The organism is Streptomyces sp. NPDC018693, assembly GCF_044391385.1.
Lineage (GTDB): Bacteria > Actinomycetota > Actinomycetes > Streptomycetales > Streptomycetaceae > Streptomyces.
In genome coordinates this window covers 389,055-405,285 of sequence record NZ_JBIRZZ010000007.1, presented here as the reverse complement: position 1 = coordinate 405,285, position 16,231 = coordinate 389,055, and the positions used below count along the sequence as shown (strand labels likewise).

18 protein-coding genes and 1 pseudogene are annotated in these 16,231 nt (G+C 70.4%); 7 read left to right on the top strand and 12 right to left on the bottom strand.

The genetic code is table 11. The annotated features are described in order from the left end of the window. Positions 1 to 81: 81 nt before the first annotated feature. The gene (gene serB / locus ACH5AC_RS21375; protein ID WP_398863538.1) at positions 82 to 1,296 is read left to right on the top strand and encodes a phosphoserine phosphatase SerB; all 1,215 of its coding nucleotides are present in this window, start codon (positions 82 to 84) and stop codon (positions 1,294 to 1,296) included. An 88-nt stretch (positions 1,297 to 1,384) separates the two neighbouring features. Here serB and ACH5AC_RS21370 read toward each other — a convergent pair whose 3' ends face one another. The 4 genes and pseudogenes from ACH5AC_RS21370 to ACH5AC_RS21355 form a co-directional block, all read right to left on the bottom strand. Further along, positions 1,385 to 1,903: a SixA phosphatase family protein gene (locus ACH5AC_RS21370; protein ID WP_398863537.1), complete on the bottom strand. Its 519-nt coding sequence runs from the start codon at positions 1,901 to 1,903 to the stop codon at positions 1,385 to 1,387. A 102-nt stretch (positions 1,904 to 2,005) separates the two neighbouring features. Continuing rightward, the gene (locus ACH5AC_RS21365; protein ID WP_398863535.1) at positions 2,006 to 2,212 is read right to left on the bottom strand and encodes a hypothetical protein; all 207 of its coding nucleotides are present in this window, start codon (positions 2,210 to 2,212) and stop codon (positions 2,006 to 2,008) included. 185 nt (positions 2,213 to 2,397) lie between these two features. Continuing rightward, a complete protein-coding gene (locus ACH5AC_RS21360) occupies positions 2,398 to 2,514 on the bottom strand; it encodes an SGM_5486 family transporter-associated protein (RefSeq protein ID WP_398863534.1) in 117 nt (38 codons plus the stop codon). A 43-nt stretch (positions 2,515 to 2,557) separates the two neighbouring features. Beyond that, a pseudogene (locus ACH5AC_RS21355) lies at positions 2,558 to 3,154 on the bottom strand (MFS transporter); the annotation flags it as partial. Positions 3,155 to 3,322: 168 nt separating this feature from the next. Between ACH5AC_RS21355 and ACH5AC_RS21350 the strand changes: the two are divergent. Continuing rightward, positions 3,323 to 3,880 carry a FadR/GntR family transcriptional regulator gene (locus ACH5AC_RS21350; RefSeq protein WP_398863533.1) on the top strand — a complete coding sequence of 186 codons (558 nt, stop codon included), beginning with the start codon at positions 3,323 to 3,325 and terminating at the stop codon, positions 3,878 to 3,880. On the opposite strand, the gene ACH5AC_RS21345 is transcribed toward ACH5AC_RS21350, so the two are convergent. From ACH5AC_RS21345 to ACH5AC_RS21330, 4 genes are all read right to left on the bottom strand, one after another. Next, the gene (locus tag ACH5AC_RS21345; RefSeq protein ID WP_398863532.1) at positions 3,861 to 4,193 is read right to left on the bottom strand and encodes a hypothetical protein; all 333 of its coding nucleotides are present in this window, start codon (positions 4,191 to 4,193) and stop codon (positions 3,861 to 3,863) included. The two genes, ACH5AC_RS21350 and ACH5AC_RS21345, sit on opposite strands and share 20 nt — an antisense overlap. A 154-nt stretch (positions 4,194 to 4,347) precedes the next feature. Continuing rightward, positions 4,348 to 5,115 carry an enoyl-ACP reductase FabI gene (gene fabI / locus ACH5AC_RS21340; RefSeq protein ID WP_398863531.1) on the bottom strand — a complete coding sequence of 256 codons (768 nt, stop codon included), beginning with the start codon at positions 5,113 to 5,115 and terminating at the stop codon, positions 4,348 to 4,350. 5 nt (positions 5,116 to 5,120) lie between these two features. Next, positions 5,121 to 5,825: a 3-oxoacyl-[acyl-carrier-protein] reductase gene (fabG, locus tag ACH5AC_RS21335; RefSeq protein WP_398863530.1), complete on the bottom strand. Its 705-nt coding sequence runs from the start codon at positions 5,823 to 5,825 to the stop codon at positions 5,121 to 5,123. 300 nt (positions 5,826 to 6,125) lie between these two features. After that, on the bottom strand, positions 6,126 to 6,236 hold the full coding sequence (locus ACH5AC_RS21330; protein WP_398863570.1) for an SEC-C metal-binding domain-containing protein: 111 nt from the start codon (positions 6,234 to 6,236) through the stop codon (positions 6,126 to 6,128). A gap of 1,176 nt (positions 6,237 to 7,412) precedes the next feature. Here ACH5AC_RS21330 and ACH5AC_RS21325 point away from each other — a divergent pair. From ACH5AC_RS21325 to tyrS, 3 genes are all read left to right on the top strand, one after another. Next, entirely contained in the window at positions 7,413 to 8,936 is a 1,524-nt protein-coding gene (locus ACH5AC_RS21325) for a TldD/PmbA family protein (protein ID WP_398863529.1), read from the top strand. Next, positions 8,933 to 10,330, top strand: a complete 1,398-nt coding sequence (locus tag ACH5AC_RS21320; RefSeq protein WP_398863528.1) for a metallopeptidase TldD-related protein — start codon at positions 8,933 to 8,935, stop codon at positions 10,328 to 10,330. Before ACH5AC_RS21325 ends, ACH5AC_RS21320 begins: the two co-directional genes overlap by 4 nt. Positions 10,331 to 10,402: 72 nt before the next feature. Beyond that, on the top strand, positions 10,403 to 11,671 hold the full coding sequence (gene tyrS / locus ACH5AC_RS21315) for a tyrosine--tRNA ligase (RefSeq protein WP_398863569.1): 1,269 nt from the start codon (positions 10,403 to 10,405) through the stop codon (positions 11,669 to 11,671). 22 nt (positions 11,672 to 11,693) lie between these two features. Here tyrS and ACH5AC_RS21310 read toward each other — a convergent pair whose 3' ends face one another. Then, positions 11,694 to 11,972, bottom strand: coding sequence for a GlsB/YeaQ/YmgE family stress response membrane protein (locus ACH5AC_RS21310; protein WP_398863526.1), 279 nt, complete (start codon positions 11,970 to 11,972; stop codon positions 11,694 to 11,696). 201 nt (positions 11,973 to 12,173) lie between these two features. Between ACH5AC_RS21310 and ACH5AC_RS21305 the strand changes: the two genes are divergently transcribed. Together ACH5AC_RS21305 and ACH5AC_RS21300 are read left to right on the top strand one after the other, a co-directional pair. Continuing rightward, positions 12,174 to 12,554: a DUF3099 domain-containing protein gene (locus ACH5AC_RS21305; protein ID WP_398863525.1), complete on the top strand. Its 381-nt coding sequence runs from the start codon at positions 12,174 to 12,176 to the stop codon at positions 12,552 to 12,554. 190 nt (positions 12,555 to 12,744) lie between these two features. Beyond that, on the top strand, positions 12,745 to 12,963 hold the full coding sequence (locus tag ACH5AC_RS21300) for a hypothetical protein (RefSeq protein ID WP_398863524.1): 219 nt from the start codon (positions 12,745 to 12,747) through the stop codon (positions 12,961 to 12,963). Here ACH5AC_RS21300 and moaA read toward each other — a convergent pair. From moaA to ACH5AC_RS21285, 3 genes are all read right to left on the bottom strand, one after another. Continuing rightward, complete coding sequence (moaA, locus tag ACH5AC_RS21295; protein WP_398863523.1) at positions 12,960 to 13,949, bottom strand: GTP 3',8-cyclase MoaA; 990 nt, start codon at positions 13,947 to 13,949, stop codon at positions 12,960 to 12,962. The genes ACH5AC_RS21300 and moaA overlap by 4 nt on opposite strands. A 165-nt stretch (positions 13,950 to 14,114) precedes the next feature. Beyond that, positions 14,115 to 15,740 carry a cation acetate symporter gene (locus ACH5AC_RS21290; protein WP_398863522.1) on the bottom strand — a complete coding sequence of 542 codons (1,626 nt, stop codon included), beginning with the start codon at positions 15,738 to 15,740 and terminating at the stop codon, positions 14,115 to 14,117. Beyond that, positions 15,737 to 16,093: a DUF485 domain-containing protein gene (locus ACH5AC_RS21285; RefSeq protein WP_398863521.1), complete on the bottom strand. Its 357-nt coding sequence runs from the start codon at positions 16,091 to 16,093 to the stop codon at positions 15,737 to 15,739. The genes ACH5AC_RS21290 and ACH5AC_RS21285 overlap by 4 nt, the downstream gene beginning before the upstream one ends. Positions 16,094 to 16,231: the final 138 nt, after the last annotated feature.

The following is a 16,231-nucleotide window of genomic DNA, read 5'->3' as shown; positions in this document are numbered from 1 at the left end:
TGCCCTTCGTCCGCTGTTCGCTGTCCGCCAGTCGGACCTGACCGGCGCGAGGCACCAGGTGCCGGATACGGTGGTTACACCATGAGTGCTTCGCAGACTGCGTCCTCCGACGTCCCCACTCTCCTCGTCAAGATCTTCGGCAAGGACAGGCCGGGCATCACGGCCGGCCTGTTCGACACCCTCGCGGCCTACTCCGTCGACGTGGTCGACATCGAGCAGGTCGTCACCCGGGGCCGGATGGTCCTGTGCGCGCTGGTGACCGAGCCGCCCCGCGGTCTGGAGGGCGAGCTGCGGTCGACCGTCCACAGCTGGGCGGAGTCGATGAGGATGCAGGCGGAGATCATCTCCGGTACGGGTGACAACCGTCCGCGTGGTCTCGGCCGGTCACTCGTGACCGTGCTGGGGCACCCCCTCACCGCCGAGGCCACCGCCGCCATCGCCGCGAAGATCGCGAAGGCGGGCGGCAACATCGACCGTATCTTCCGGCTCGCCAAGTACCCGGTCACGGCGGTGGAGTTCGCCGTCTCCGGTGTCGAGACCGAGCCCCTGCGCACGGCTCTGGTCCTGGACGCGGCCGCTCTCGGTGTCGATGTCGCCGTGGTGGCGGCGGGTCTGCACCGCCGGGCTCAGCGGCTCGTCGTCATGGACGTCGACTCGACCCTCATCCAGGACGAGGTGATCGAGCTCTTCGCGGCGCACGCCGGCTGCGAGGACAAGGTCGCGGAGGTGACTGCGGCCGCGATGCGCGGCGAGCTGGACTTCGAGCAGTCGCTGCACGCGCGGGTGGCGCTGCTGGCGGGGCTGGACGCGTCGGTGGTGGAGAAGGTGCGCACCGAGGTGCGGCTGACGCCCGGCGCCCGCACCCTCATCCGCACTCTGAAGCGCCTCGGCTACCAGGTGGGTGTCGTCTCCGGCGGCTTCACCCAGGTCACCGATGACCTCAAGGAGCGGCTGGGGCTGGACTTCGCCCAGGCCAACACGCTGGAGATCGTCGACGGCAAGCTGACCGGCCGGGTGACCGGCGAGATCGTGGACCGCGCGGGCAAGGCGCGGCTGCTGCGCAGGTTCGCCGCGGAGGCGGGCGTACCGCTGTCGCAGACGGTGGCGATCGGCGACGGCGCGAACGATCTGGACATGCTGAACGCGGCCGGTCTCGGGGTCGCCTTCAATGCCAAGCCGGTGGTGCGTGAGGCGGCGCACACCGCGGTGAACGTGCCCTTCCTCGACACCGTGCTCTATCTGCTGGGCATCACGCGGGAAGAGGTCGAGGCGGCGGACACGCTCGACGGTCAGTGACGGCTCGCCGTCGGGATCTCCGTACGCGGGGGCCCGGCGCCGTGCGCGGTGCCGGGCCCGGTGTCGGTCGGCGGTGTCGGTCGGCGGGTCAGTCGGTCGGGGCCCAGTAGTCGCGCAGTACGGCCACGCCCGGCTCCAGACTCTTCCAGCTGCCGTCGAAGGACAGCACGGCGAAGGCGGCGGCGGGGAAGCCGCGGCGGCTCATCCGCTCGCCGGCGCCGTCCTCGGAGGTGCCGGAGAGGATTTCGGCGAGGCCGTGCACGCCCGGATTGTGGCCGATGAGCAGGATGTTCCGGGCGTCTTCGGAGGTCTCGTTGAGCAGGGCGATCAGTTCGCCCGGTGATGCCTCGTAGATCCGCTCCTCGTAGACGGTCCTCGGCCGCTGCGGGAATTCCTGGACGGCGAGCTTCCAGGTCTCGCGGGTGCGGGTCGCGGTGGAGCACAGGGCCAGGTCGAACGGGATGCCGGTGTCGGCGAGCCTGCGGCCGGCCTCGGCGGCGTCCTTGCGGCCGCGCTCGGCGAGCGGACGCTCGTGGTCGGTCACCTGTGGCCAGTCCGCCTTGGCGTGCCGGAAGAGGACGATCCTGCGGGGTTCTGCGACGCTCATGGCTCCCAGCTTCGCATGAAACACGCCACCGGGCGCAGGGAGTTGACATGCGACTTCACGGCGGCCCGGGGGCTGGAAGGGCGCGTCCGGCGGCCTGTGCGCTCAGCGCGCGAACAGCTCCCGCACCCGCTCGAAGAGGTCGGCCATCAGAGGGTCGCCGGTGGCCGCCTGGGCGTCGGCGGGGTTGAGTATCAGCACGAGCAGGGTGACGAAGCCGAGGGTCGGCAGGGCGAGGGCCCACCAGGGCAGCCGGGTCCCGACGCCGCCCGTGGTCGCCGGGTCGGGCCGCGTGTGCGTACAGGCCGGCATGGGTGCCTCCGCTGATCTCCGAGGGGTGCGTGGTCCGCGTCTCGCGGCCATATCTCGAAGTTACGGAATCCGGGGCCGTCGGCCCATCCGGTGATCCACCCACTTGACCCTGACCCTCACCCCCTAAGGGATGGTGGGGCCAGCCCCACCATCGGGTGCCGGCCAGGTGCGGGTGGGGCGTCGGTTCAGGGTGCGGCGATCGACGCGATGACTGCGATGATCACGAAGATGGCGAGGAACGCGCCGAAGACGACGAGCATCTTCTTCTGGCCGTTCTGCGGATTCGGGTCGAGCACTGGCATACGGCCAGTCTCGCACCTCACTCCCCCGCCGGTTCCCCGGGGGTCAGCGGGCCGCGGGCGCGGCGGCGACCTCGTCCTCCACCGTCCGGTCACGGCCGGCCAGCACGCCCACGACCATCTGCGGCATCATCAGCGCGGCCATGAGGGCGATCGGCACTCCCCAGCCGCCGGTGTGCTGGTGGAGCACGCCCACCAGGAGCGGGCCGGGGATCGAGATCAGACAGCCGGTGCTCTGCGCGAAGGCCGACAGCTGGGCCACGCCCGCGCCGGTCCTGGCCCGCATCCCGACCATGGTCAGTGCCAACGGGAAGGCGCAGTTGGCGACACCGATCAGCACGGCCCAGGCCCAGGCGCCGCCGGCCGGCGCAAGGTACAGGCCGGCGTATCCGGCGAGGCCGCAGGCGCCGATCGCGAGCACGATCGGGCCCTGCCGGGGCAGCCGGGAGGCGAGGCGCGGGATGACGAACGCCAGGGGCCCACCCCTCACCATCGTGACGGCGAGCAGCAGCCCGGCCGTGCCGGCGGGGACGCCCGCGTCGCGGAAGATCTGCGCCATCCAGCCCATGGTGATGTGGGCGGCGGTGGCCTGAAGTCCGAAGAACACGGCGAGCGCCCAGGCGGTCCGACTGCGGCTGACACGGAACGGGACGGCCGGGTCCTGGAGAGGCGGGTCCTGGCTGGGCGGCGCTTGCCGGGGCGGGCCCTGGAGAGGCGAGTCCTGGACAGGCGGGCCCTGCCGAGAGGGAAGCTGCCGAAATGGGCACTGGCTGGGCGACGCCTGCCGGGCCCGCCCGTGCGGAGGTGTGGCATGGCTCTGACGCATCCCCGCCGATCGGCGCTGTCCGAGCAGGTCGTCGCCGAGCTGCGCAAGCAGATCACCTCGGGCGAGTGGCCGGTCGGCTCACGCATCCCGACCGAGCCCGAGCTGGTCGAGCAGCTGGGCGTGGCCCGTAACACGGTCCGTGAGGCCGTCCGCGCGCCGACGCACAACGGTCTGCTGGACATCCGGCAGGGTTCCGGCACATTCGTCGTGGCCACCAGCGAGCTGACGGGCGTGATGCACCGCCGGTTCGCCGACGCCGACCCGCGGCACATCGCCGAACTGTGCGCCGCGCTGGAGTCGAGCGCGGCCGGGCTGGCCGCCGTACGACGCACGGAGAAGGACCTCAGGCAGCTGGACGCGCTGCTGCGGCGGCGGGACTGGCTGCGTGAGGACGTGGGCCGGGAGCTGACGCCGGAGACGCACATGGACCACACGCGGCTGCTCGACGCGATCCGCGCGGGTGACGCGGAGACGGCTGCGGCCGAGGCCGCCAGCTATCCGTTTCTGTGCCGGCCGGAGCGGTTCACGCCTTCTGGTGGCTGACCCACGCCGAGTCGACCTCCTTCCAGCAGCGCCCGGTGAGCCGTACGGTCACGGCGGGCCCCGCGTCGACGGGAACGCTGTCGGTGTCGAGGTCCCACCAGCGCGCGCACTCGATGTGCAGCTGGACGCGGTCGGTGTCGGCGTAGGGGTTGTGGCAGAAGGCGATCACCTGGGAACCGTGCACCCGGGTGCGGCACTCCGAGCCGAACGGCTCGGCCGCCTTCACGCGCGCGTGGGGCGTCGCGTCGTACGGCAGCGACAGGACGAGGGCTACGGCGAGGGTCACTGGGGCCAGGCTGCGGAACAGGCGCACAACGGGACCTCCTCGGCCGTACGGCTGCGGGGTGGTGCGGTCCTCCCAGCGTGCGCGTCGGCCCTGGTCACCGCCCGGCCGAAGGGGCCGAACGGGTGACGCCCCGCCCCCGCGCGCTGCGGGGAACGGGGCGTCACCGTCGTAGGTGGGGAAATCAGGCGCCGATGGCGTGCAGCCCGCCGTCGACGTGGATGATCTCGCCCGTGGTCTTCGGGAACCAGTCGCTCAGCAGGGCGACGATGCCGCGGCCGGCGGGCTCCGGGTCCTTCAGGTCCCACTCCAGCGGGGAGCGGGTGTCCCACACCGACGCCAGCTCACCGAAGCCCGGGATGGACTTCGCGGCCATGGAGCCGATCGGGCCCGCGGAGATCAGGTTGCAGCGGATGTTCTGCTTGCCCAGGTCACGTGCCATGTAACGGCTGGTGGCCTCCAGGGCGGCCTTGGCAGGGCCCATCCAGTCGTACTGCGGCCAGGCGTACTGGGCGTCGAAGGTGAGGCCGACGACCGAGCCGCCGTTCTGCATCAGGGGCAGGCAGGCCATCGTGAGCGACTTCAGGGAGTACGCCGAGACGTGCATGGCCGTGGCGACCGACTCGAACGGCGTGTTGAGGAAGTTGCCGCCGAGGGCGTCCTGCGGCGCGAAGCCGATGGAGTGGACGACGCCGTCGAGACCGCCGAGTTCCTCGCCGACCAGGTCGGCCAGCCGGCCCAGGTGCTCGTCGTTGGTGACGTCGAGCTCGATGACCTTGGTGGGCTTCGGCAGCTTCTTGGCGATGCGCTCGGTCAGCGTGGGCCGCGGGAACGCGGTCAGGATGATCTCGGCGCCCTGCTCCTGGGCCAGCTTGGCGGCGTGGAAGGCGATGGAGGACTCCATCAGCACACCGGTGATCAGGACGCGCTTGCCCTCGAGAATTCCGCTCATGGTGATCAGTGACCCATTCCCAGTCCGCCGTCAACGGGGATGACGGCTCCAGTGATGTACGAGGCGTCGTCCGAGGCGAGGAACCGCACCGTCGCGGCGATCTCCTCCGGCTGCGCGTACCGGCCGAGTGGCACACCCGCGAGGATGTTCGCGCGCTGCTCGTCCGTGAGCGCCTTGGTCATGTCGGTGTCGACGAAGCCGGGTGCGACGACGTTGAAGGTGATGTTGCGCGAGCCCAGCTCACGGGCGAGGGAGCGCGCGAAGCCGACCAGGCCGGCCTTGGATGCGGCGTAGTTGGCCTGCCCCGGGGAGCCGTACAGGCCGACGACCGACGAGATGAGCACGACGCGGCCCTTCTTGGCGCGCAGCATGCCGCGGTTGGCGCGCTTGACGACCCGGAAGGTGCCGGTGAGGTTGGTGTCGAGGACCGAGGTGAAGTCCTCCTCGGACATGCGCATCAGCAACTGGTCCTTGGTGACGCCGGCGTTGGCGATCAGGACCTCGACCGGGCCGTGCTCGGCCTCGATCTCTTTGTATGCCTGCTCCACCTGCTCGGGGTCGGTGATGTCGCACTTGACCGCGAGGAAGCCGGCCGGCGGCTCACCCGAGCGGTACGTGATCGCGACCTTGTCGCCGGCGTCGGCGAATGCGCGGGCGATGGCGAGGCCGATGCCCCGGTTGCCTCCGGTGACGAGAACCGAGCGGCTCAACGGATCACCCTTTCGATAGGGGTCTGACACACCCGCCCGAACACCTGGATGGCAGGCGGCTTCTCTCGAAACCTATCGGTCCGCGGTATCGGTCGCCGAAGCCGGGGGTGACAGGGCGAAGGGGTGCTGTCTGTAGGGTTTCCACAGGCGGCACCCTTCGCGGGCACGTGCCCGGCAGGCTCAGTCCGTCATTCCGGGGTGCGTGGGCGGGCACGTTGGCCGCGAGGGCATGTAGATCACCGGTATCTCTCCTCGCGCTCCGCGAGGAGGCTGGCGAGCTCCCTCACTCCACCCCGGCGTTCACACGAACGTGGGACTCCCGCAGCACTTCTTGTACTTCCGCTGCGAGCCGCACCAGCACGTTCCATTGCGGGGTGGCGGCCAGTCGGTCGCCTCGCCCCTGCGGGCCAGTTCGGCCGCACAGCGGGACCGGCAGCGGGCATATCGGGGGACTCACCGCTTTCGCGAGTTCGGACCCCCCGTCGCGCATCCGCCTCAGGCGGATCGGGTCGTGTGCCTCGTCGAGCGGTCGTCCCTCTCCGGGCAGGCCCGACCGGCGCCGCGCGTGGAGTTCGTCGGCCACGTCGTCCCAGTCGTCGTGCACGGCACCGGTCAGGCGGCGGGCCCGGTGGCGGGCGATGACGAGCATCTCCGGGTCGAAGTGGTCCGGCGACGCCTCGACCGCGTCGGCCGTGACCTGGATCCCGGCCCCCAGGACGTGCGTGATGTCGGCCGTGTACCACTCTGCCGCGGCCTCCTCGTCGTGCGACTCGAATGCCTCGCCGACGAAGTTCCACGCGCTCGCGTCCCGGGGATGCGGCCCACGGAACGCGAGGGCAGCCGCGCGGGCCTCCTCCTCCCCTCCGGCGTCCCACAGCGCGTTGATCCGGAAGGCGTCCACCAGGTCCGGCTGCGCGCAACCACCGTCGTCCGGGTCGAGGAGCCGCTCGTACAGGGCGAGCGCCCGGTCGTACTCCCCCGCCGCGCTCCACGCGTCGGCGGCCTCGCGGAGCAGGTCCTCACGGTCCTCCGGGTAGCGCGCGATCGGCGGGGATCCGCCCGGTCTTGCGGGACTTCTGGCTCTTGCCGGTCGTACGGCGCTTGCTGGACATGGACTCACCGTAGTGTCGCGGGAGTTGAGGGTGCCGGGGAATCTCTCGGGGGCACCGGAGCGGATGACGTCTCACTTGGCGCCGGTCGTCCGCGCGACCTCGACGGACTCGGCGAGGGCCGCGATGCCGGACGCCAGATCCCGCCAGGGTTGTGAGAGTCCCACGGCGGCAGGGCGCGGTCGGCGGCGGAGACGAAGGCGTGCGAAGCCCACCGGCCTGGGTCGGTGTGAGGTCCCAGCTGGTCCAGGGGCCGCCCTCCTTGAGAGGGATGAGCCCCGCGGTGTCCCGGCAGTGGGCTCGCGGGGGCGGATTCTTGGTCGGCACCCGTTCTTCGCGGGGTACGGCGGTGAGGACCGCAGCCCGGCCGTCCGCTCTCCTCGGACACCCCGTGATTTTCCCGGGAGTCCGCGGGGTGAGACGTGATTCACTGCCTCCGAAGGTCACCACAGGCAAGCGCCCCGAAGGGATCCCACCGGTGCCCCACGAAGTCGATCAGTCATTCCTGGCGCTCCCCCTACGCGCCCTCGCCGACGCCGCGCTCGCACGCGCGCGTGCGCTCGGGGCGGAGCACGCGGACTTCCGGTTCGAGCGGGTGCGCAGTGCGTCCTGGCGGCTGCGGGACGCCAAGCCCGCCGGCTCGTCGGACACGACCGACCTCGGGTACGCAGTGCGGGTCGTCCACGGCGGGACCTGGGGGTTCGCCTCGGGGGTGGATCTGACGATGGACGCCGCCGCGAAGGTCGCCTCGCAGGCGGTGGCGATGGCGAAGCTGTCCGCGCAGGTCATCAGGGCTGCGGGGTCCGATGAGCGGGTGGAGCTGGCCGAGGAGCCGGTGCACTCCGAGAAGACGTGGGTGTCGTCGTACGAGATCGATCCGTTCACCGTGCCGGACGAGGAGAAGACGGCGCTGCTGGCGGAGTGGAGCAACGGGCTGCTGGCGGCGGCCGGGGTCGATCATGTCGATGCCTCGCTGCTGACCGTTCACGAGAACAAGTTCTACGCCGATACGGCGGGGACGGTGACGACACAGCAGCGGGTGCGGCTGCATCCGCAGCTGACGGCGGTGTCGGTGGACGCGTCGAGCGGCGAGTTCGACTCGATGCGGACCATCGCGCCGCCGGTCGGGCGCGGCTGGGAGTACCTGACCGGGAGCGGCTGGGACTGGGACGGGGAGCTGGAGCGGATCCCGGAGCTGCTCGCCGAGAAGATGCGCGCGCCGAGCGTGGAGCCGGGGCTGTACGACCTGGTGGTCGACCCGTCCAACCTGTGGCTGACGATCCACGAGTCCATCGGTCACGCCACCGAGCTGGACCGGGCGCTCGGCTACGAGGCCGCCTACGCCGGCACCTCCTTCGCCACCTTCGACCAGCTCGGCCTGCTGAAGTACGGCTCGGAGCTGATGAACGTCACCGGTGACCGCACCGCCGAGCACGGCCTGGCGACCATCGGCTACGACGACGAGGGCGTCGAGGCCCAGTCCTGGGACCTGGTGAAGGACGGCACGCTGGTGGGCTACCAGCTGGACCGGCGGATCGCGAAGCTGACCGGGCTCGGCCGCTCCAACGGGTGCGCCTACGCCGACTCCCCCGCCCATGTGCCCGTGCAGCGCATGGCGAACGTCTCGCTCCGGCCGGATCCTGCCGGGATGTCGACCGAGGATCTGATCGGGGGCGTGGACCGCGGGATCTACGTCGTCGGCGACCGGTCGTGGTCGATCGACATGCAGCGCTACAACTTCCAGTTCACCGGGCAGCGCTTCTTCAGGATCGAGAACGGGCGGATCACCGGGCAGCTGCGGGACGTGGCCTACCAGGCGACGACGACCGACTTCTGGGGCTCCATGGCGGCCGTGGGCGGCCCGCAGACATACGTCCTCGGGGGCGCCTTCAACTGCGGCAAGGCCCAGCCCGGTCAGGTCGCGGCCGTGTCGCACGGCTGCCCGTCGGCCCTCTTCAAGGGCGTGAACATCCTCAACACCACGCAGGAGGCCGGGCGATGAGCGCCAGCAGCATCAGCAAGCCGCACGAGATCGTCGAGCGGGCCCTGGAGCTGTCCCGGGCCGACGGCTGTGTCGTCATCGCGGACGAGCAGTCGACCGCCAACCTGCGCTGGGCGGGCAACGCGCTCACCACCAACGGCGTCACGCGCGGGCGTACGCTCACCGTCGTCGCGACGGTCGACGGCAAGGAGGGCACCGCCTCCGGGGTGGTCTCGCGGGCCGCCGTGACCGCCGACGAGCTGGAGCCGCTGGTGCGGGCCGCCGAGGCCGCCGCGCGCGGTGCGCAGCCCGCCGAGGACGCGCAGCCGCTGGTGACCGGCGTGGCGCAGTCCCCCGACTTCGCCGAGCCGCCCGTGGAGACCTCCTCGGCCGTGTTCGCCGACTTCGCGCCCGCCCTGGGTGAGGCGTTCGCACGCGCGCGTGCCGGCGGTCGGGAGCTGTACGGCTTCGCCAACCACGAGTTGGTCTCGACGTACCTGGGTACGTCGTCGGGGCTGCGGCTGCGGCACGACCAGCCGAACGGCACGCTGGAGATCAACGCCAAGTCGCCGGACCGCACCCGGTCGGCGTGGGCGGGGCGCTCGACGCGTGACTTCAAGGACGTCGACCCGGCGGCGCTGGACGCCGAGCTGGCCGTGCGGCTGGGCTGGGCGAAGCGGCGGGTCGAGCTGCCCGCCGGCCGGTACGAGACGCTGTTGCCGCCGACGGCCGTGGCGGACCTGCTGATCTACCAGATGTGGTCGGCGTCGGGCCGGGACGCGGCCGAGGGGCGCACGGTGTTCTCCAAGCCGGGCGGCGGTACGCGCCTGGGCGAGAAGCTGACCGACCTGCCGCTGAGCCTGCGCAGCGACCCGAACGAGCCGGGGCTGGAGTCGGCGCCGTTCGTGATCGCGCACTCCTCCGGGGGCGACCAGTCGGTGTTCGACAACGGGCTGCCCGTGGGGACCACGGAGTGGATCGGCGACGGTGCGGTGAAGAACCTGATCACCAGCCGGTTCAGCGCCGGGCTGACCGGACTGCCGCTGGCGCCGTCGCTCGGCAACCTCGTCCTGGACGGCGGCGACGACCGCTCCCTGGAGGAGATGGTCGCGAGCACTGAGCGCGGGCTGCTGCTGACCTGCCTGTGGTACATCCGCGAGGTCGACCCGGCCACGCTGCTGCTGACCGGGCTGACCCGGGACGGGGTGTACCTGGTGGAGAACGGCGAGGTCACGGGCGAGGTGAACAACTTCCGGTTCAACGAGTCGCCGGTGGATCTGCTGGGGCGGGCCACCGAGGCGGGGCGTACGGAGAAGACGCTGCCGCGGGAGTGGAGCGACTGGTTCACCAGGGCCGCGATGCCCGCGCTGCGGGTGCCGGACTTCAATATGAGCTCTGTCAGTCAGGGCGTATAACCTCGTACCTGATTGCGAGACCGCTCCAGTCTGATCCATGACCACGAGCCCACTCAAGGAGACATGAGAACCGTGACGGACATCGTCGACGAGCTGAAGTGGCGGGGCCTGTTCGCCCTGTCCACCGACGAGGACGCTTTGCGCAAGGCGCTCGCGGACGGTCCCGTCACGTTCTATTGCGGTTTCGACCCGACCGCGCCGTCCCTGCACGTCGGGCATCTGGTCCAGGTGCTCACCGTGCGCCGGCTCCAGCAGGCCGGCCACCGGCCGCTGGCGCTGGTCGGCGGCGCGACCGGCCTGATCGGCGACCCCCGCCCGACGGCGGAGCGCACGCTGAACGACCCGGAGACGGTCGCCGGCTGGGTCGGCAAGCTGCGCGCCCAGATCGAGCCGTTCCTGTCCTTCGAGGGCGAGAACGCGGCCGTGATGGTCAACAACCTCGACTGGACCGCCGGGCTGTCCGCGATCGAGTTCCTGCGGGACATCGGCAAGCACTTCCGCGTCAACAAGATGCTGACGAAAGACTCGGTGGCCCGCCGTCTGGAGTCCGACCAGGGCATCAGCTACACCGAGTTCAGCTACCAGATCCTGCAGGGCATGGACTTCCTGCAGCTGTACCGGCGGTACGGCTGCATGCTCCAGCAGGGCGGCAGCGACCAGTGGGGCAATCTCACGGCCGGTCTCGACCTGATCCACAAGCTGGAGCCGCACGCGAGCGTGCACGCGCTGGCCACGCCGCTGATGACCAAGGCGGACGGCACCAAGTTCGGCAAGACCGAGGGCGGCGCCGTCTGGCTCGACCCGGAGATGACGACGCCGTACGCGTTCTACCAGTTCTGGCTGAACGTGGACGACCGGGACATCTCGACGTACATGCGGATCCTGTCCTTCAGGTCCCGCGAGGAGCTGGAGGAGCTGGAGAAGCAGACGGAGGAGCGGCCGCAGGCGCGGGCCGCGCAGCGGGCGCTGGCCGAGGAGCTGACGACGCTCGTCCACGGGGCCGAGCAGACCGCCGCTGTGATCGCCGCGTCCAAGGCGCTCTTCGGGCAGGGCGAGCTGGCCGAGCTGGACGAGAAGACGCTGGCCGCGGCGCTGTCCGAGGTGCCGCACGTCCAGGTCGCGGAGCTGGCGCCGGTCGTGGATCTGTTCGCGGAGGTCGGTCTTGTCGCGAGCAAGTCGGCTGCGCGGCGGACGGTGAAGGAGGGCGGGGCGTACGTGAACAACGTGAAGGTTGTCGCGGAGGACGCGGTGCCGTCCCGGGAGGATCTGCTGCAGGGGCGGTGGCTGGTGCTGCGGCGGGGGAAGAAGAACCTCGCCGCCGTTGAGGTGACGGGGGCGTAAGCGCCCCCTGGAAGCAACGGGCTCACGCCCGTTGCTTCCTCTTGCCCAGCGTCGCCATGTACAGCATGTCGCCCACGCCCACGATGATCACGGCCGCGATGAGCTGGAAGGCGTGGCGGCTCCAGTCGATGCCCGGGGTTTCGTCGACGCCGGCGGCGCGGGCGATCGCGTTGCCGGCGATCGCGCCCAGCATGCCGAAGATCGTGGTCAGCCACAGGGGGGTGTGCTGCTTGCCGGGGATGATCGCCTTGGCGAGGAGGCCCAGCACGAATCCCACGATGATCGCCCACAACCAGCCCATGGCCGCCTCCTCGTACGGATCTACCTGAGCATTGCCCTCAGTGTGGTGCCGGGTGCGCTACGCCGCATGCCGGGCACGGCCGTACGCGGTACGGCGCAGCGGGATCACCCGCGGTGGGCCGACCCGGTCTCGAAGGCGGCGCAGGCGCGGCGTAACGTGGGAAGTCCGGGGAAATGCGGCACGGGCGGACGGTGGAATGTGATGCGGAAGCTGGCTGGCGGGGGCAGTGCCGAGGTGTTCCGGATCACCGGAGCCCGGCAGGGACTGCAGGAGGACGTACGCGGGCGGCAGCGGCGGTACGTCATCTCGATGACGATCCGTACGCTGTCGGTGGTCCTCGCGGCCGTGCTGTGGAACGTGGAACGGCACGTCGCCGTGGTCGCACTGGTGTTGGGCGCGGTGTTGCCGTACATCGCCGTGGTGATCGCCAACGCCGGGCGGGAGAACGTGCCCTCGCTGCCGTCGACGTTCGTGACGGCGCCGACACCGCCGATGATCATGCCGCCGAGGGCGGAGGGGTCGCCGTACGCGGAATCCGTCCCGGAGGACGCGGTGGGCGATTCGGGCGAGCGGCGGACGTGAGGGTGCGGTACGCCAAGCTCAAAAGAAGCTCAAGATCAATCCTGTCGTTCATGTCCCTACGGGCGGTTGGCCGTGACATACTGCGTACGCGCTCCGCATCCCCCGTCGGAGCGACGGACCGACGCCGGGCAGCTCCCCCCGTGGCTGCTCGGCGTCGCCTTTTTGCGCACGGAAGTCGTGGGACCCAGCTGTGAGTGACGAGACGCCGATCTGTTCCGCCAAGGGGTGCCGCACCGCCGCCGTGTGGGTGCTGGCCTGGAACAACCCGAAGATCCACACGCCGGAGCGACGCAAGACGTGGCTCGCGTGCGAGGAGCACCGGGAGCATCTGTCGCAGTTCCTCGGGGTGCGCGGCTTCCTGAAGGACGTGGTGAAGTTCGAGGACTGGCGGAGTCCCGAAGAGTCCTAGCCGCCGATGGCCGACATCGGCCGGTCCGGCTGGACGAACGTCGGGTCGTCCAGGCCCGCCCCCGCCTTCTTGCCCCACATCGCCAGACGCCAGATGCGGGCGATCTCCTCGTCCGGCGCGCCCGAGCGCAGCGCGGCGCGCAGGTCGGTCTCCTCGCGGGCGAACAGGCAGGTGCGGATCTGGCCGTCGGCGGTGAGGCGGGTGCGGTCGCAGGCCGAGCAGAACGGGCGGGTGACCGAGGCGATGACGCCGACCACATGGGGGCCGCCGTCGACCAGCCAGCGCTCCGCCGGGGCCGAGCCGCGCTTCTCCTCGCCCTCCGGGGTCAGCTCGAAGCGGGTGCGCAGGGAGGTCAGGATGTCCCCGGCAGTGATCATGCCGTCGCGCTTCCAGCCGTGCTGGGCGTCCAGGGGCATCTGCTCGATGAAGCGCAGTTCGTAGTCGTGCTCCACCGCCCAGGCCAGGAGGTCGGGGGCCTCGTCCCCGTTCAGCCCGGGCATCAGGACCGAGTTGACCTTGACGGGGGTCAGGCCGGCCTCGCGGGCCGCGTACAGGCCCTCCAGGACGTCCTGGTGGCGGTCGCGGCGGGTGAGGGCCTTGAAGACGTCCGGGCGGAGGGTGTCGAGGGAGACGTTGACCCGGTCCAGGCCCGCCGCCTTGAGGGCCGGGGCGGTGCGCCGGAGGCCGATGCCGTTGGTCGTGAGGGACATCTTGGGGCGGGGTGCGAGGGCCGCGACGCGCTCGACGATGCCGACCAGGCCGGGGCGCAGCAGGGGCTCGCCGCCGGTGAAGCGCACCTCCTCGATACCCAGGGTCCGCACCGCTATGTCGATCAGGCGGACGATCTCGTCGTCCGTGAGCAGATCCGGCTTGGCCAGCCACTGCAGGCCCTCCTCGGGCATGCAGTAGGTGCACCGCAGATTGCAGCGGTCGGTCAGCGAGACCCTCAGGTCGGTGGCCACCCGGCCGTAGGTGTCGATGAGCACGTGGCCCCCTCCCTCGTCGCGGATCACATGGTGCCTCAGTCGTCCCGTACCACTAGCGAGACTACGTGATCGCACTGACATCGACACCGGCCGGATCCCACGACGCCGGACGCGGCCGGTCGTAGGGAGCTACGACCGGCCGCGTCGGGTAGTGCCCAGCGGTACTCAGTGCGCGCCGGTGCCGGTCAGGGACCGGACCTCCAGCTCGGCGTACTTGCCGGTGTCGGGCTTCTCCTTCGACAGCAGGGTGCCGACGATGCCCAGCAGGAAGCCGACGGGGATGGAGATGATGCCGGGGTTGCTCATGGGGAACCAGTGGAAGTCGACGTCCGGGAACATCGACGACGGCTTGCCCGACACCACCGGCGAGAACAGCACCAGGCCGACCGCGCTGATCAGGCCGCCGTAGATCGACCACAGGGCGCCCTGGGTGGTGAACCGCTTCCAGAAGAGGCTGTAGATGATGGTCGGGAGGTTGGCGGAGGCGGCGACCGCGAAGGCGAGGGCCACCAGTCCGGCGACGTTGATGTCGCGGGCCAGGGCGCCCAGGACGATGGAGACCGCGCCGATGCCGACGGTCGACCAGCGGGCCGCGCGCACCTCCTCCTTCTCGGTGGCCTGGCCCCTCCTGATGACGTTCGCGTAGATGTCGTGGGCGAAGGAGGAGGACGAGGCCAGCGTCAGGCCCGCGACGACCGCGAGGATCGTGGCGAAGGCGACCGCCGAGATGGTGGCGAGCAGGATGGCGCCCCAGGTGGAGTCGACGCCGCCCAGGTGCAGGGCGAGCAGCGGGGCGGCCGTGTTGCCCGCGGGGTTGGAGTCGGTGATCTCCTTGGGAGTGATGAGTGCGGCGGCGCCGAAGCCGAGCGCCAGGGTCATCAGGTAGAAGGAGCCGATGAGGCCGATGGCCCAGATGACCGACTTACGGGCGGCCTTGGCGGTGGGCACCGTGTAGAAGCGGATCAGGATGTGCGGCAGACCCGCGGTGCCGAGGACCAGGGCGATGCTCAGGGAGATGAAGTCCAGCTTGGTCATGTTGTCGACGCCGTACTTCAGGCCGGGCTCCAGGAAGGCCGAGCCCTTGCCGCTCTGGTCGGCGGCGGCGCCGAGCAGCGAGGAGATGTTGAAGTCGAACTTCAGCAGGACCAGGAAGGTCAGCAGCAGGGCGCCGGTCATGAGCAGCACGGCCTTGACCATCTGCACCCAGGTGGTGCCCTTCATGCCGCCGATGCTGACGTACACGATCATCAGGACGCCGACCAGGGCGACGATGCCGATCTTGCCGGCGTCGCTGGTGATGCCGAGCAGCAGGGAGACCAGGACACCGGCGCCGGCCATCTGGGCCAGCAGGTAGAAGATCGACACCACGATGGTGGAGGTACCTGCCGCCGTGCGGACCGGTCGCTGGCGCATGCGGTAGGCGAGGACGTCGCCCATGGTGTAGCGACCGGAGTTGCGCAGGGGTTCGGCGACCAGGAGCAGGGCGATGAGCCAGGCGACCAGGAAGCCGATGGAGTACAGGAAGCCGTCGTAGCCGGAGAGCGCGATGGCGCCCGCGATGCCGAGGAAGGACGCGGCGGACATGTAGTCGCCGGAGATGGCGAGGCCGTTCTGGAAGCCGGTGAACTGCCGTCCGCCGGCGTAGAAGTCGGCGGCGTCCTTGGTCTGGCGGCCGGCCCAGATGGTGATGAAGAGGGTGGCGATGACGAAGGCCGCGAACAGGCTGATGATCAGCCCTCTGTGCTCGCTGGCCTCGTTGGCGGCCAGGACGGTCTGCTGTGCGAGGATCATGCGTCGCCCTCCATGCGGGACTTGATCGCCTCGGCCTGCGGGTCGAGCTTGGCGGCGGCGTGCCGCGCGTACCACCAGGCGATGAGGAACGTGGTGACGAACTGGGCGACGCCGAGGACGAGGGCGACGTTGATGTTGCCGAAGAGCTTGGTGCCCATGAAGCCGCCGGCGTAGATGGACAGCAGTACGTAGAGCAGGTACCAGGTGATGAAGCCGACGGTCAGCGGAAAGGCGAAGGAGCGGTAGGAGCGGCGCAGTTCACCGAACTCCGCACTCTCCTGCACCGCGAGGAACTCCTCGGTGGAGGGGAGTTGGGCTTGGGTATCCGAGGGGGGCGGTGTCTCGGTGGCCACGGAGTCTCCTCGTGTTGCGGGTGGCTGGAATCCAGGGGGCTCGATCGTGCTCGGGCTCCTTGTTCAACGTCACGGCGCCACGCATGACCCGGTTCAACTCGTTCGGGTTCTTTCGAAACTCGTTCTCGGAAGTCATTG